Here is a 16,483-nt window from a genome sequence, read left to right on the forward strand (position 1 = left end):
AATAAAATTTTAGAAACCGGGTTTCTTTAGTTTTTGGAGGAATTTTGTTGCCATTGTGGTAAGTATTCGGTTGCAAGTTTCCAACTTATGCCAGTGATACTAATAAATATACAAGTTAAAGCTATAATGACAAGTTTATATTCACTTATAAAAGTTCTAAGTTTTATAGCTAAGGTTACGGTTTGTTTACGGGTTAATGGAATTATTTGTACATCCGCACGCTGATAGACATCTTTTGGAACGGCGCCTTCACTTAATTGGTAGAATAAAGCTGATAAGCTATTATTTCCTAGCTTTTGAAGCAAAAGTGATAAAGTCTTGTATTGTTTGCGAAGATTTTTTAAGGGCTGTGGTCTAGATGTTTCATATTCTGATATATTCGTGATGAGTAAATTATATAATTCATTGTCTGGGTAGAATAAATTTACATCTTGATTAATCAAAGTTTTGACTATGTTTTGAGTATATCGTTTAAAATAATAGCGCCAAATGCTCTTTGACTCAAATAAAAGCCACGTTGCGAACTTATATTCTTTGGAGTCTGTGCTGATATTTGACAACTGAAGTAATAAATTTGAATAGTTGTGAAATATTAAACTTTGTAACTGATTGTATGCATTGTGAGATTGATTATTTATGCTTAATTCTATAAGAAAGCTTTGAATTTTAAAACTGAGTTCTTTTTCATCAGAATCTAATTCATTATTTAACCATTGTGTCCATTTAAACAAATCATCAAAGCCAAGTAAAACAAGTATAGCTCGATAGATAACAGCTTCTTTTACGGGCATATATGAGTAATTTCCCAAATTAAATTTAACTGTATCTATAACATTATCTTTTTCATAATTATGAATTAGATATTCATTTAAAAAGAATATAATTTGCGAAAGATGCGATGTTTGCTCAATGTTAATAGCATTTAGTATTAACTGTTTGAGATTTTCTTCTGAAGCATGATTAGCTTTTTCTTGTTTAGGTTGTTTATTTAAAAATTTTTCTAAATCTTTGATGGAAGTAGTTTTAGGTTCTTGTGATTTTTGATGTTTTATTTCGCTCGTAATTTTGACGCTTGTATTTTTATTTGCTACCCAAATATTTGTGAATTGTTTGGGATTTTCAATTATATCCACATTCCAAGCCCAAGATAAAGGCGCCTGAAATTCTCTATTTAGATGTAATGTTAGATAATGTAGTTTAAAATAAGAATTAGTTTCATTAACATCTTTTACGACAACATAAGGTGATAATTTAAGTTCGGCTATCAATTCAGTAAAGATAGTACCAAAATTTTGCTGAAAGAGTGTATATATTTCTGTTTTGCTACAAGTGTCTACATTATATTGTAGATGATTATTTGAATTTTTGAAGTTGAATTTAGGTTGCTTGGAGTCCTGCCACCATAAAATTAAGGTTCCGATACCGTCGATATCATCGTTACTATTATTTTCGGGTTTTTCTAACCAGAAATATCGATATGCAATTAGGGGACGATTTTTGTCGTCGTGTTCTCGTGTGGCAACTGCTAAAATGGCGTATTCGTCAATTTCTTTGGCAAGTAGGGCAAATTCTTGTTGTAATGGTGGATAACTATCGTTGATGCGTAGGTCTCCACGATTTACTGCTTGTTTAATTTTATCGGGAACTGGGTGAGTTTCATGTGCTATTTCTGAGGCGCCGAATCCTCCTGAAACAAGTTTACCGTCTTTTTCTCTGATATCAATAAATTCACGGGAGAATTCATGGATTTGTAGGTTTAATGAATTCATGGCTAATTATTCCTCGATATCTCGTAGTTTTTGGTTGTCTTTGCCTGTATGTAACCAATAAATTGGCGCCACTAACCCAAATGGGCGCCAAAGTAATGGGTTTGCTATAATTGCTGATATTCCACTACTGTCACGTGATAGTGTTTTGATGTTGGGTTGGGGAGGATATCCTTTCATTCCAAATGCTGAACAGAAAAAATGATTGACTGGACATCCCCATATTTTTGCCCATGCGTTGAGTGTGCTTTGCATTTGCGGGAAGTGCAGATTGATGAAGTCTTTGATGTTGTGACGATGTACCCAAACTTCTGCTTGTTCTGCTTTGGTAAATGCTATTGCAATACGATAGTTTCTTAATCGTCTGTTTCGACTGATTAATCTTTCGTTGAGTTCGATTTGTAAACGTGTGAATGCTTGTGCATATAGTTGGTCTTCACGTGATGTTCCATCGATGAGTAATAATATACCAGATGCGTTTGCACAGTCATCTAGGTAAGTTCTGAGAGTATGATTTGCTGTGTCGTGCAATAAATCTTTGATGATTTCTCCGCAGTATTCACGTAGTGATATTTGGAAGCGTATGTTTTTACGGGTAAATATGTTTGATTTTAGTTCGATGAGAAAGGTGTAGGTGGGGACGTTATTTATATCCTCTTCTTTACGTGTTGGCGCCAATGATAAGCCGTTTTCTAGAATATCACTTGCCATTGAGATTAGTTTAGCAGCGTTTTCGTTGAATGGATGTATGGTTTGGATAAGACTGTCTTGGCGTGCGTTTGGATACTTTGCTAATGCGGATAAGTACGTGCTTTTACCTGCACTGCGGGCGCCGATTATTCTTATTTCTGGATTACCTGGTAGGTTATTTAGGTTAAAGTTGTATGTCATTTAATGTTTTTCCTGTGGTTAACCAATATATGGGGGAAATTAATCCAAATGGTTGCCATTGTTCGGGTTCTCGTAAGAATGCGCTGTATTCACTTTCGCTTCCGTCGTCGGGTATGTATCTATTGGGTCGTGGATCGAAGTTGTTGGGGGAGGTGCTGAGTACTCCGAAGGAGGAACAGGCAAAGAATTTTAGTTTGTTGGTGGGGAATTTGGTGGTGAGGTAGTCGTGGGTTTCTGGTAGTCGGACTTTGAATAAATCTTCGTCTGGTTCTAAGCGACCTGCCCATATTTCTCCTCGTTCACATTTTGACATTACTACTGCTATGCGTAGTTTTTTTAGGGTGGGGTTGATTTGTTGTTGTTCGTTGATTAGTTGGTAGAGTTTTTCAAATACTGGTTTGTATAGTATGCGGTCTTGTTTGGTTTGCCAGTCGGTTATCATTATCATCCAACTTAGGGTTTTGAAGAGTTGGTTTAATGGGGTTTCGATGTCTAGGGGTATTTGTTCAAAGATTTCTCCTGCTATGTCTTGGAATATGATTTCTAGGTTGGGATGTTTTTTGGAGATGGTGATGCGGTAGTGGTAAGTGGGTTGGTTGTTGATGTCTCCTCGTCTTGTTGCTGCTAGTTTGGCGCCTTTTTTTAGGATGTCTTCTGCTTGGTGGGATAGTTTTTCTGTGGGTGAGTTGGTGGGGTAGTTGATTTTGAGGTGGGGGTATTGAGTTTTTAGGTGTGTGCAGTGGGGGAAGTTGGCTAGGGTGGCTAGGTAGGTGGTTTTTCCTGATGCACGTGGTCCAATTAGGGAGATGGATGTGGTTTTTGGGGTCATGGGTTTTTGGTGGAATATCGTGTGAGCGTGAGAAACCCGGTTTCTTTGGGTTTCTAGGGTCATGGGTTTTTGGTGGGATATCGTGTGAGCGTGAGAAACCCGGTTTCTTTGGGTTTCTTTTGAGGATTGTTGTGTTCAGTGATGAAGAAACCGGGTTTCTAGGGTTTCTATGTGTTGGTGAGGTATGCTCCGATGTATATCCAGGGGAGTTCTAGGAGTTGGGGGTTGTCGGTGGTGGTGATGAAGAATTGTAGGTTGGTGTTTGAGTTGTTGTGGTCGCGGATTTGTTTTTCGACGTTGGTGAAGTAGGTTTTACGGATGTGGGTGTTGTATTCGTAGAATAGTGAGGTTTTTGATTGTTGGTAGCTCCATTTTTTTCCTTCTTGTTTGATGTCACAGAATGTGTCGGCACGGTGGATACATATTAAGATGTGTTCGACTGGGGAGCAGTTTTGTTTGAAGAAGTTTAGCCAGCTTTCAAAGCGGTTTATCCATGCGCGTGCTGTTGGTAGTTCGTTGGGTATGGTTCTTTGGTCTAGGTTCGGCGCCGCTATCATGTCACGATGGGGTGGGAGAAGTAGTATTATGGCTCGACTTTCGCTTATTTGGGTTTGAATGTCTGACCATGCGTTTGGATAGTTTGTTTTCCAGTCACGGTTGGAAAATGCTTCTCCTGGTGTGTCTATCCATAGTACTTGCATTTGACGTGTTCCCGATGCTAGTTCGATGTTTACTAGCAGGGTTTCTTGGGTCATTTGTGCGGTTCCGGCAATTCGGTTTTCTTCGATGTTGAGGCGCCGCGTTACTATATATTCAGGGTTGTTGACTATATGTACATGTTTGGTTCCATGTTTTGCTAGTGCTACAACCATACTCGTTTTTCCTATACCTCGGTCACCGATGACTGTTATACTCATTTATTTTGGGGGGTTGGTTTGCAACGGATAAGAGCGGATGTAACGAATGAGTTATTTTTTAAAAGTTAAATATAGTAAAAGCATAGTTATTTATAACTGCCTATCCGTTACATCCGTTACATCCGTTTATCATCCGTTGCCAGGGAATCCTGTGTAGATATATTTGGATGATGTTAATGTCCATTCTTGACGGGGAATGTTGATCAAGTCGTCGTATGTGATTTTCCCAGTTAAAAAATGTAAACGCTGGTTAGATGAACCACGTAATGGTAAATTCGCTGCTTGTTCTTTAATAAATAGTCCATCTACAAGCAAGTCAATTTGGTTGAGTAAGTCAACGGCGCCTGGTATATTGTCTTGTTGTAGCTGTTCAAGTTTATATCCACTCCAGCATACTACTGTACCAGCTTGGGCGCGAATGCGAGATGCGAGTTCTGCAAGTGCTACTGCTTGTGCAAAGGGTTCACCACCTGAAAAGGATATTCCTGTTAAATTGGGTATTTGTTGATAAACTTGCCAAACCCAATCTACAGTCTTAATGTGTTTGGGTTGATAGTTGAGATAATCGGGGTTTTGACAACTCGGACAGCGAAATGGACATCCCTGCACCCATAATACCATTCTTGTACCGGGTCCATTCGCATGTGAACGCGGTAGCCATGATGCGATGTTTAATAATAATGATTGTTGTTCCATTTTTAATATCCCTGTGCTTGACGTCGAGTTTGAGGTGTTTGCTTTTTGACTGGCGCCGAGTCATTATTAGAGTATAAATTTTGCCATTCTGGGGGAATGACGTTACCATCCCAACGTGTCCATTGCAGTTGATAACCTTGCATATGAAAGATGCGTAACGCTGCAAATGTCCTGTCGGTACATAATGAATGTTCTTCGGATGGCGCCAGTAAATCGATTTTTTCTCCAGAGAATTGTATTCGCATCTCCGTATTTGCACAGTCGTGTGTGGCAACTTGGATGACTATATCTCCATCGTCAATTGCTGTAATTTGAGCGTCGTAACCAACTTCTAACCAAGAGTCAACTAAGTTGTCAGCGGCAATTTGAATTTGTTCAACTTGTGCCTCTAATTCGTTAATATATATATGGATTTCTTGGATTTCTTGTATTGTGTCGTGTTTACGGTAACTGGTTATTCGGTTTTGTAAATCTTCAGCAATTTGTTTGGGGATATGTGGTTGTAAACTCTGAAGACGTGTTTGTAGGTACTCTATATGCGCGTTAATTTGGTCACGTTGTGATTGTACTGCGACAATACGCGCGTCGTCCAAGAGTTGTAGATGGGTTTGTGCAAGTGTTAATTCATTGACTGATAATGCTGTTTCGACTTGTTGGAGTGCGGTTGCGACGGTTTGAGAGTCTAGCAGTTGGTTCTCGACGAGTTGTTGGTACTCGCGTTTAATTTGCGGAATTTTTAATTGTAATGCTTTGACTTTCTCTAACGAGTCGGTATTTACAGGGTTTGATATCCGATGAGTTTGAGATGGCAAAACAACAACTGTTCTTTTTTGGTGGTCGTTGTTGATTTGGGCAATTTTAGCTTGTATTGCCAACTCAGTCTGGATTTTAGCATTGCGTATACGCTTCTGTCTTTCTTGATATGCACGTAACGCCATTCCTGTCAATTCAACTGTGGCGCCAATTGCATTAAATGTAAATTCTTTTGAACCGCTCATAAAATAATACTGTAGTAATTGAACAAATTCAACAAATTCAGTAAATTCAATAAATTCAGTAAAATCGATAGTCAAATAAAAAATGCATAAAAATGTTAGATGTAAATGAAATAATAAGTAAAATTAGCAACGGATGATTCTAGGATGTAACGGATAGGTAATTTTAGATAACCAGATTTTGTTTAAAACCAGTAACTTATCCGCTACATCCGTTGTATCCGTTGCAAGCTAACCTACAATTCATTGTGGCATGAGGGTAATTATTGTGTACGGAACAAAAGTGAAGCTTTTAGATTAAAGGTTTGTGAATTCTTTCACATTTGTGTATTTTAATAAGAAGGTAAGGTATGAATCGTGATGATTTTGATGCTAACTACTCGCATCTTACAGCAAGGCAGAAGGAAATATTAAATCTTTTTGTTGCACGTAAAAGCGACAATGAAATCAGCAGTGTTCTGACGATTGAAGTTAATACTGTCAGAAAACATATTAGCGATACTTGCCAAACTTTCTTTGGAGATAAAAAACGTAATAGACGAATTGAATTGATGCTATTGTGTTTACAATACCTAGATACATCAGTAACAATACCGCCTGTTGATGCACCTAAAGCAGATAATATTACTATAATATACGGTGAAATGCCAAATGTTAATTGCTTTTATGGTAGAACTAAAGAACTATCTCAACTTACAACAAGTGTTATTGAGAATAATTTACGATGTGTTGCTGTTGTTGGAATGGGTGGTATTGGCAAAACTACATTAGTTGCACAGTTTATTCATGAACATCAAGCTGCATTTGAATGTATTATTTGGCAAGATTTGAAAATGCCAATTAAGTTGATAGATTTATTAAAACAATGGTTGATATATTTCGATGCTGAGTCTAACTATGATATTTTATCTGACAGTATTATCAGTATTAGTTCAAAAGTTATAGAGTATTTAAAAACTCGACGATGTTTACTTGTGCTTGATAACGTTGAGTCTATCATGCAAGATGGTCGTGTTGGTAGCTTTTATCGAGAATATGAGGAATATGGGGAGTTATTACGACGTATTCGAGAAACAACGCATCAAAGTTGTTTAATTATAACTAGTCGTGAAAGTCTCAACGATTTTGATTTTAGTAATTATCCTAATAATAAACAGTCGTGCATTTTAAAGTTAGATGGTTTGCAAGTCAATGATGTACTGCAACTTTATACTAAGTTAGGGAGCTTTAATGCGTCTTTGAGCGAATGGAGCGAATTAACGGAGTATTATGGGGGAAATCCGCTGGAATTACGAATTGTTGCGACTGAAATTCAAGAAACATATCAAGGTGATGTTGCTCAATTTATTAAAGAATATTTAAAATTTGGCTATTTGAGTCAAATTCGTGATTTATTTAATGCTCAATTCAAACGTTTATCGGAGTATGAGAAAGAAATAGTTTATTGGCTGGCAATTCATAGTGAACCTGTAACTCGTGAACAATTGCAGCAAGATATTGTTCAATTAGAAGCAAAGCAAAACCTTATAGATAGTATACGATTATTACGGCGCCGTTCGTTTATTGAAGAGAGCGCAAATGGTTTTACATTGCAACCTGTTTTACTGAAGTATGCAAGAGAAAGCTTTATTAATCAAGTTACTGAAGAAATTAAAAATCAAAAAACTAATTTATTAGATAGTCATAGTTTAGTCAAAGCAACAGGTTGCGATTATATTCGTAATATTCAAGTTAATTTGTTCGTACAGCCGATTTTACAACGGTTGTTGCGACATTTGGGGAACCAAAGCAATTTAGAGCAACATTTACAGTCAATTTGCACGTCAATAAAATCTGAATTTTCCGCAAGGTCGAATTTACAAGCACAAAATGGATATAGCGCAGGTAATTTACTCAATTTGTTACGCTACCTTGGAACTGATTTAACAGGGTATGATTTTTCGCAGATGAATATTAAACAAGCTGATTTCAGAAATTTAAAACTGAAAAATGTCAACTTTAATAATTCTAACTTAGAATCTTGTTTGTTTTCTACACAATTAGGTGGTGTTATTTGGGTTGTATTTAGTAAAAGCGGTAAATTACTGGCAGCAGGTGATGTAAGTGGGAATGTTCATATTTGGGAAGTTGTGCAAGATAAATTAATTCCTTATGCGCTTTTGCAAGGACATGACGGTTGGGTGTGGAGTGTCCGGTTTAGCAATGATGAGCAATTTTTGGCAAGTGCTGGAGATGAATATAATATTAGGGTGTGGCGCCTGGAAACGCAATCTGTTGATAAACTATTACAGGGACATACAGATTGGATACGTTCTCTGAGTTTCAGTCGTGAAGGTATTTTGGCTAGCGCTAGCGATGATAAAACTGTAAAACTATGGGATATTAATACAGGTGAATGTATTTGTACACTGAGAGAACATAAAGCGAGCGTTCGTTCGGTTAGTTTTAATCCTGTGGGTAATCAACTCGCATCTGCAAGCGATGATGAAACAATTATAATTTGGGATATAAATACAAAAACACCGTTACAAATCTTGCGGGGACACAGTGGTAGTATTCGCAGCGTTTGTTTTAGTCCTGATGGAAAACTCGTCGCAAGTGCAGGAAGTGATAAAACTGTGCGAATATGGAATTTACAAACTGGAGAGTGTAAAGTTTTAACAGAACATTCACACTGGGTTAGGTCTGTAGACTTTAGCGCTGATGGAAAGTTGCTACTTAGCGGTAGTGAAGACCAAACTGTAAAACTGTGGGATGTAAGTTTATGTAAATCTATCAAAACCTTTCGCGAACATACAAGTTGGGTACAGTCGGTACGCTTTAGTAACGACGGAAAAAAATTTGCAAGTGGTAGTGCTGACCGGACTGTGAAATTATGGGATATTGAGCAAGGATGTTTAAATACGATTGAAGGATATACAAATTGTTTGTTTTCGATAGCGTTTAATGCGGATGGGAATATACTCGCTAGTGGATATGAAGATGGAACGATTCGTTTGTGGAATTTACAGACTTTGCGTTATACAACCTTACGGGGACATCAAGATTGGGTACGTTCGGTAATTTTTTCTGTTGATGGAAAATCATTGGCAAGTACTAGTGCTGATGGTACTGTGCGAGTTTGGAATGTGGAAACTGGGAAATCTCAGGTTTTTCAAGGTCACACAAGTTGGATACGTCAAGTTCGGTTTAGTCCTGATAATCGTTTTTTAGCAAGTTGTAGTGATGACTGCACTATAAAGATATGGAATATTGAAACGGGTTTGTGCGTTCAAACTTTAACGGGACATTCTGGTTGGGTTCGTTCGATAGCTTTTGATGTATCGGGTAACTTACTTGCTTCGGCTGGTGGAGATGGTACGATTAAACTTTGGCGCCTTGATAATAATTTTAAATTTAATTGCATTCAAACTTTGGAAGGACATAACGATTGGGTTTGGTGGGTAAGTTTTAGTCCTGATGGGATTCTCGCTAGTGGGGGTGGAGATGGAACGGTGAGAATTTGGCGCCAAAACTCGAATAATATTTGGGTAAATAGTCAAATTTTGCATGGACACACAAAATCTGTGCGTACAGTTGCCTTTAGTCATGATGGTAAAATTATTGCCAGTGGTGGAGTAGACCGAATGTTAAGACTTTGGGATACTCAGACTTGGAGCGAGATTTGTCAACCTCAACAACAAAACGATTGGATTCGCTCGGTGGCATTTAGTACAACAGGTTACTTAGCTAGCGCGAGTCAAGATGGAACAATTAGGTTATTGCATTTAGAAAGTTATGTTGTGAAAATAATTAGATTGCCTAATTTATATGAAGCAATGGATATTCGAGATGTGAGGGGATTGACGGATGCACAAATGCAAAACTTAAAAGCATTGGGAGCAATGGTAACGTGACAAGTCGTAATTTACGATTTTATGGAGTTGAAGACCTGGAAAAGCTTCCTCAACTACAAGTGCTTTCTAGTGGTGACCGTTTAGCAATGAAAGCAGTCGCACAAGTATTACCATTCCGTAGCAACAGCTATATTATCGAAAATCTCATCGACTGGGACAATATTCCAGATGACCCAATGTTTCGTTTGACTTTTCCTCAACCCGAAATGTTGGCGCCGGAATCGTTGAGTAAAATAATATGGTTACTAGAGAATAATTATCCGATTATCGAAATTCAAGAAACAGCATCTTATATACGCTCGACTCTTAACCCTCATCCTGCGGGACAAGTTGAATATAATATCCCTACGCTCAATAATCAACCAGTCCCAGGTATTCAACATAAGTACCCTGAAACTGTGTTAATATTTCCGACTGCTGGACAAACTTGCTATGCTTACTGTACATTTTGCTTTCGCTGGTCACAGTTTGTCGGTAACGATAACTTTAAATTTGCCACCCGTGAGTCTGGGATATTCCAAGCATATTTACAAAATCATAAAGAAGTCACTGACGTTTTAATTACTGGAGGTGACCCGATGGTAATGCAAACACGTCATCTTGCTCTATATATAGAACCTTTGTTAAGTGAAGAATTTGAGCATATACAAACAATTCGTATCGGTACTAAAGCAGTTGCACATTATCCGAACCGCTTTGTAGAAGATGATGATGTGTTGCGGTTATTTGAAAAGGTGATAGAGAAGGGAAAGCATCTTGCTATCATGGCACATTATGACCATTGGAGAGAGATGGAACCAGAGATTGCACAGCGAGCAATAAGAAGAATACGTAATACTGGAGCGGAAATTAGAACGCAGGCGCCGTTATTGCGTACTATTAATGATAATGCTGAAGTATGGTGCCGGATGTGGAATTCTCAGGTAAGGTTGGGTTGTATTCCTTATTATATGTTTGTGGAACGGGATACGGGAGCGAGTAGGCATTTTGAAATACCTTTGGTGCGTGCGTGGGAAATATATCAAGGTGCGATACAAAAAGTATCTGGGTTGGGACGAACTGCACGTGGGCCTGTGATGTCTGCAAATCCTGGTAAGATTGTGGTTGATGGGGTTGCGGATGTTTGCGGGGAGAAGGTGTTTGTGTTGTCGTTTTTGCAGGGTCGGAATGCTGATTGGTGCAGGCGCCCGTTTTTTGCTAAGTTTGATGAGAATGCTACTTGGTTAAGTGATTTGGTACCAGGGTTTGGGGAGAGTGAGTTTCTTTACAATTGTAGCACAGGCATCTTGCCTGTGCAGTAATTAATTATTTTACCACAGAGACACAGAGTTCACAGAGAAGAGAGGCGCCTGTTAGCCACAACTCCTCAAAATTAATGGTATAAAAATTATCCTGATGACTGTTATGTAAATAGGAATATTTTAAGGCGCCATTAGTTAAACGTTTTAAAAAAGTATTAATTTTTTTGGGAGAAAATTAAATGAAATCGTCAACTCCAAAACAACGACGACAAGAGCTTATTGAGCATTATATGTTATCGCGCCGTACTATGATGGCGCTAATAGCTTTCGCTTTTACTCCCGGTTTGGAAACTTTAATAAAGAGTGATAAATCTTCATTACGAGAGCTGCCAGAACATATCAAGGCTTGTAATCCTGGTTTAGAAACTTTACTATCTGGTGATAAGAATCCCCCAAAACCCAAGCCAACTAGTAATCCTAGCATTCCAAGCTTGCCTCAAAATGATCCGAAAGCAATTCAACAAGAACGGCAAGTGCAGTTAGGAAAGACTCGTGAAGAATATCAAATAGGGTTGCGGCTACCAAATTCGGCGCGCGTGAACACTTTACCTGAAAAAGAGGCATTTTCTGAAGGATACAACAATAATCGAGCAATTTTATCAGAAAAAATAGGAGCTAATCAACAAGCGTTTCTACAAAAGCCTAAACCTTTCCAACGCTTAGATGATTATACGGCGCTGTTTCCTGTTTTGCCGTTACCTGATATTGCTAAAACTTTCCGCGACGACGATGTATTTGCGCGACAAAGGCTTTCTGGTTGCAATCCGATGGAACTAAAAAATGTTCTAGCGCTTAATTATAATCTTCGTAGCAAACTAGCAATAACAGATGAAATTTTTCAAGCTGTACTAAGTGCTAGGAGATACACGAGGCGCGGAAACAAAAGTCTTAACAGCGCGATTCGAGAAGGTAGTTTATTTGTCACCGACTATGCGGTACTTGATAGCGTTAAAGCCAAGGAAAAGCAATTTCTTTGTGCCCCCATTGCACTTTATTATGCTGAAAGAAGTCGCGATGACTTTAAGTTAGTTCCTATTGCTATTCAGTTGGGACAGGCGCCAGGTTCAAGTTTACTTTGCACACCATTAGATGGTGTAGATTGGCAAATCGCTAAGTTAATTACCCAGATGGCTGATTTCTACGTCAATCAGTTATATCGTCATTTGGGACAGACTCATTTAGTAATGGAACCTATTGCCCTAGCAACAGCGCGCGAACTAGCTGCTCGGCATCCTGTGAATGTACTTTTAAAGCCTCACTTTGAATTTACAATGGCAATCAATAACCTTGCCGACCAAGTGCTAATTAATCCAGGGGGAGCAGTGGATATTATTTTACCGGGTACTCTGGAAAGCTCGCTAGAACTTAGCTCTAAAGGTGTATCTGAGTATTTTAATAATTTCAGCGACTTTGCATTTCCTGCTGATTTACGTAAGCGCGGTGTTGATAACTCTTATACTTTACCAGATTTTCCTTATCGAGACGACGGTTTGCTTGTATGGAATGCTTTAGAAGACTATGTGAGTAAATATATTCAAATCTATTACAAATCTAACCGAGATATTCGCAAGGATTTTGAGTTGCAAAATTGGTTTCAAGCTTTACGAAAACCCGTTAACGAAGGTGGTGTTGGCATAGTTTCATTACCAGCAAGGTTAGCAAATCGCGACCAATTGATAGATATTTTAACACAAATGATTTTTACTGCTGGTCCTCAACACTCAGCCATTGCTTGGATTCAATATCAATATATGGCTTTTATTCCTAATATGCCCGGAGCTATTTATCAACCTATTCCTACTAGCAAAGGGAAATTCACCGACGAAAACAGCCTTACTAGTTTCTTACCTGGAGTAAAACCAACCCTCACCCAAGTCCAATTTATATCGTTAGTCGGCACCAAGCGCGACCCAAAAGCATTTACAGATTTTGGTACAAACAGTTTTCAAGACCCACAAGCTATTAGAGTTCTTAGATATTTCCAAAACCGTTTGGAATCAATAGAAAAACGGATTGAAATATTAAATCAAAGGCGCCAAGAATGCTATCCTGCGTTTCTTCCTTCTCGAATGTCTAATAGTGTAAGTGGTTAAATACTTTGGCGCCAAGCATAGGGCATCGGATGAGTGACAGCCAACCTTTGCCTAATCAACACCTTACAGCACTATAGCAGTCTGTTCAGGAATTGTAAAAAAGGCCTAAATGTAGGAGTTAGCTAAAGCAACCTGACGGCCAATTAGGTTTAAAAAGCTTGTACCAAAATGCTGAATTTCTAAAAAATTTGCCTGTTGGGGTTCTGTTTTGTAAATTCTAAATGTTTTCATAACACCCAAAGTCGCAGCACTTTCTAAAGGGCTAACAAAACTCGTATCTCGGTCAAGAAAATGCGCTTGCTTTGCCCAATGAGCCATTTGATTGGCATTCAAAAAATAACAACCAGAATGGGGATTTAAAGCGCGATGAAAAGTAATTGGCATCCCCATAATTTTACCTTTGAGTTCCGCTTGCTCTTGCACATTTTGAAATGGTGCGGTTACTCGTGGCAGTAAATCGCCATCAACATAGGCTTTATCGGTAACATTATTGATAGAAAGTTCATAGCGATTGGGTTGCAGCAGGTTAAAATCACCCGCTTGTTGAGTGAACCAATCTAATTTTACAAAAAACCAAGGGTCGTGAATGATTAAATCATCTTCTAGAAAACAGTAATAATCATATTTACCTAAATAGTCTCTCAGCAACGCTTGACATTCAAAGCCTAATAGCATTGGCTCGGCTTGAGTCGAAGAATGTTGATACAAATGGGATGGTAAAGATAGTTGTTCGAGTAGATGACAATTTTGAGTAGTACAAATAATAATATCGAGTTTGTTATGTTGAAATTGGTTAGCTGGAAAAGCCAATTTTTGTCCGATGTTAATAATAGTTTGAGATTTGCCAAATAGCTGATGCAAGTTAGTAATGCTTTCACGCAAAGCCTGTATACGCGATTGAGGATTTTTTCTTTGGGAAGCGTGTTTACCCTTGCTATCAGGTTGAAAAAAGTGGGCGATGGTAAAAAGTATCCGCATTGACTGACCTTACAAAATTTTGACAACGGGTTAATTAGATTCCCGACTTTACAAAAATCGGGAATCTCGCAGCTAGTCAGAAGAAGTTAAAAGATAAAGTCGCTAGCATCAACATTGCTGGCAGTGAAGTTTGTCAGGGTAATTGTATTGCCAGTTCCAAATACTGAACTAGAAATCACAATATTTGCAGGATTTTGTGCATTTTGTGCAACCGTCAAAGCTCCGAAACTGGTTGCAAATGCTGTTAGGTCAATTTTATCTGCATTATCTGCAAAAACGTTAATGCGATCGGCACCAAAGCCGGACGCAAAGGTGAAAACGTCATTTCCAGCCCCACTATTCATAATATCGTTACCAGCACCACCAGTTAGGATGTCAGCACCACCACCACCATTGAGGTTATCAGCACCAGCACCACCAATCAAGGTATCACTTCCAGCTTCCCCAATTAAGGTGTCATTACCGTTACCACCATTAAGATAGTCAGCACCATCATTGCCATTGAGGTTATCAGCACCAGCACCACCGTCTAAGTAATCATTATCACCAGCACCTGTGAGAGTGTCATTGCCATCAAAGCCAAAAATATTATCTTTGCCGCTTGTACCGTTGATTGTATCATTACCGGAACCTCCAAGGGTTAGACCAATAGCATCAACCGCTATCGCACCCGTGAGGTCAGCTCCGATAAAGGTAGCATCGGTGAAATTGCCTTTCGACAGGTTCGCGTTAGTCAAATTGGCATTTGTGAAATTTGCACCAGTAGCAATTGCATCAGTGGTTAGTACCCCACTCATGTCAGCTCCTGTAAAGTTGGCATTGCTGACGTTTGTTTTAGATAGGTCAGTGCTTGTTAGGTTGGCGCCACTGAAATTTGAACCACTAAAATCGCTGTCAACTAATTTAGCTCCAGTCAGGTTTGTGGCTGTAACTGTACCATTAGTAGCAACGAAGGCACTAAAATCAGATCCAGTCAACACTGCATCATCTAAAATCAAGTTGCTTAAATCGGCGCCACGAAAGCTAACGTTAACAGGTTGTGTTGGGTCAAACGCTACTGCATCACTTAGAGAAACACCACTGAAATTAGCCAGGTCAAAGGTAGAATTTTGCAGAGTTAAATCTGTGAGTTTGGCTTGTCGGAAATCAGCACCTGTTGCATTAACATTGACTAAAAGAGTTGCCTCAAAGTCAGTTTCTTCAAACTTAGCATTTGTGAAATTTGCACCTGTCAAATCGGCAGCTTTCAACTTTGCTTTAAATAAATCGGCGCCTGTAAAATTTGCCCCTGCTAGATTTGGTCGGTCAGATTGTTCACCACTGAGATTAGCTTCATGCAAGATAGCATTGGTAAGATTGGCATTTGACAAGTTAATGAATTTTGTATCGATTAATGATAGATTAGCTTGTCTGAGGTTTGCCCCACTGAGATTAACATTCTCTAATGTTGCCTTGAATAAATTAGCTGGTGATGGAAAGTTACTGTTAGGAGCAAAAATTGCATTAGATGCATTAACATTAAACCACTTAGATTCTTCAAAATTAGTACTTCTTAGTCCTGTACCAACGAATTGAACATCTGTGAGAGAGGCTTTGAAAAAAGTTGAGCCGTTCAGGTTTTGACCGTTGAAGTTGTTTCCAACCAAGATTTGATTGCTAAAGTCTTGAGCTGCCATCGTATATATCCTCAGAAAATCTAAATTGGTTTAAAGATTAATAATTGAAGCTACTTTTTACTTCCATAGGTTGCTATTGGGAAGCTTCTTGTTGAAATGAAATCAAACTACGTTGCTACCCCACATCTTGCAGCAGGTCCAGAAACCGGGCTTCTTGACAAAGACTTTGCTATAAAACGTTGATTTTTCGTACAGAAGCCCGGTTTCTTTGAGCTTGTTGACAATGGTGCATTCCGGTAACTCACATCTTGCACGTCTGCCCAGAAACCGGGCTTCTTGACAAAGACTTTGCTATAAAACGTTGATTTTTTGTACAGAAGCCCGGTTTCTTTGAGCTTGTTGACAATGGTGCATTCCGGTAACTCACATCTTGCACGCCTGTCTAGAAACCGGGCTTCTTGACAAAGACTTTGCTATAAAACGTTGATTTTTTGTACAGAAGCCC

Annotated in this window: 11 protein-coding genes; 3 read left to right on the plus strand and 8 right to left on the minus strand. The window is 38.7% G+C overall.

What is annotated here, in order from left to right; genetic code table 11:
* Positions 1–26 precede the first annotated feature (26 nt).
* The 6 genes from DSM106972_RS36495 to DSM106972_RS36520 form a co-directional block, all read right to left on the minus strand.
* Positions 27–1,769 (minus strand): hypothetical protein, encoded by a 1,743-nt coding sequence (locus DSM106972_RS36495; protein WP_127085283.1) that lies wholly within the window; start codon positions 1,767–1,769, stop codon positions 27–29.
* Between the two features lie 6 nt (positions 1,770–1,775).
* Complete coding sequence (locus tag DSM106972_RS36500; protein ID WP_127085284.1) at positions 1,776–2,657, minus strand: hypothetical protein; 882 nt, start codon at positions 2,655–2,657, stop codon at positions 1,776–1,778.
* A complete protein-coding gene (locus DSM106972_RS36505) occupies positions 2,641–3,549 on the minus strand; it encodes a TRAFAC clade GTPase domain-containing protein (protein ID WP_201800833.1) in 909 nt (302 codons plus the stop codon). Before DSM106972_RS36505 ends, DSM106972_RS36500 begins: the two co-directional genes overlap by 17 nt.
* A 104-nt stretch (positions 3,550–3,653) precedes the next feature.
* Positions 3,654–4,403, minus strand: a complete 750-nt coding sequence (locus DSM106972_RS36510; RefSeq protein ID WP_127085285.1) for a hypothetical protein — start codon at positions 4,401–4,403, stop codon at positions 3,654–3,656.
* A 129-nt stretch (positions 4,404–4,532) separates the two neighbouring features.
* Positions 4,533–5,099, minus strand: coding sequence for a 4Fe-4S single cluster domain-containing protein (locus DSM106972_RS36515; protein WP_127085286.1), 567 nt, complete (start codon positions 5,097–5,099; stop codon positions 4,533–4,535).
* A gap of 2 nt (positions 5,100–5,101) precedes the next feature.
* Positions 5,102–6,097, minus strand: a complete 996-nt coding sequence (locus DSM106972_RS36520) for a hypothetical protein (RefSeq protein ID WP_127085287.1) — start codon at positions 6,095–6,097, stop codon at positions 5,102–5,104.
* A gap of 347 nt (positions 6,098–6,444) precedes the next feature.
* Between DSM106972_RS36520 and DSM106972_RS36525 the strand changes: the two genes are divergently transcribed.
* From DSM106972_RS36525 to DSM106972_RS36535, 3 genes are all read left to right on the plus strand, one after another.
* Positions 6,445–9,990: a WD40 domain-containing protein gene (locus DSM106972_RS36525; RefSeq protein ID WP_127085288.1), complete on the plus strand. Its 3,546-nt coding sequence runs from the start codon at positions 6,445–6,447 to the stop codon at positions 9,988–9,990.
* Entirely contained in the window at positions 9,987–11,291 is a 1,305-nt protein-coding gene (locus tag DSM106972_RS36530) for a KamA family radical SAM protein (protein ID WP_127085289.1), read from the plus strand. Before DSM106972_RS36525 ends, DSM106972_RS36530 begins: the two co-directional genes overlap by 4 nt.
* A gap of 179 nt (positions 11,292–11,470) precedes the next feature.
* On the plus strand, positions 11,471–13,384 hold the full coding sequence (locus DSM106972_RS36535; RefSeq protein ID WP_127085290.1) for a lipoxygenase family protein: 1,914 nt from the start codon (positions 11,471–11,473) through the stop codon (positions 13,382–13,384).
* Positions 13,385–13,489: 105 nt separating this feature from the next.
* On the opposite strand, the gene DSM106972_RS36540 is transcribed toward DSM106972_RS36535, so the two are convergent.
* Both DSM106972_RS36540 and DSM106972_RS36545 read right to left on the minus strand, forming a co-directional pair.
* Positions 13,490–14,362, minus strand: coding sequence for a calcium-binding protein (locus DSM106972_RS36540; protein ID WP_127085291.1), 873 nt, complete (start codon positions 14,360–14,362; stop codon positions 13,490–13,492).
* A gap of 86 nt (positions 14,363–14,448) precedes the next feature.
* On the minus strand, positions 14,449–16,038 hold the full coding sequence (locus DSM106972_RS36545; RefSeq protein ID WP_127085292.1) for a pentapeptide repeat-containing protein: 1,590 nt from the start codon (positions 16,036–16,038) through the stop codon (positions 14,449–14,451).
* Between the last annotated feature and the right edge of the window lie 445 nt (positions 16,039–16,483).

Origin of the sequence: Dulcicalothrix desertica PCC 7102 (genome assembly GCF_003991905.1) — a bacterium.
Classification (GTDB): domain Bacteria; phylum Cyanobacteriota; class Cyanobacteriia; order Cyanobacteriales; family Nostocaceae; genus Dulcicalothrix; species Dulcicalothrix desertica.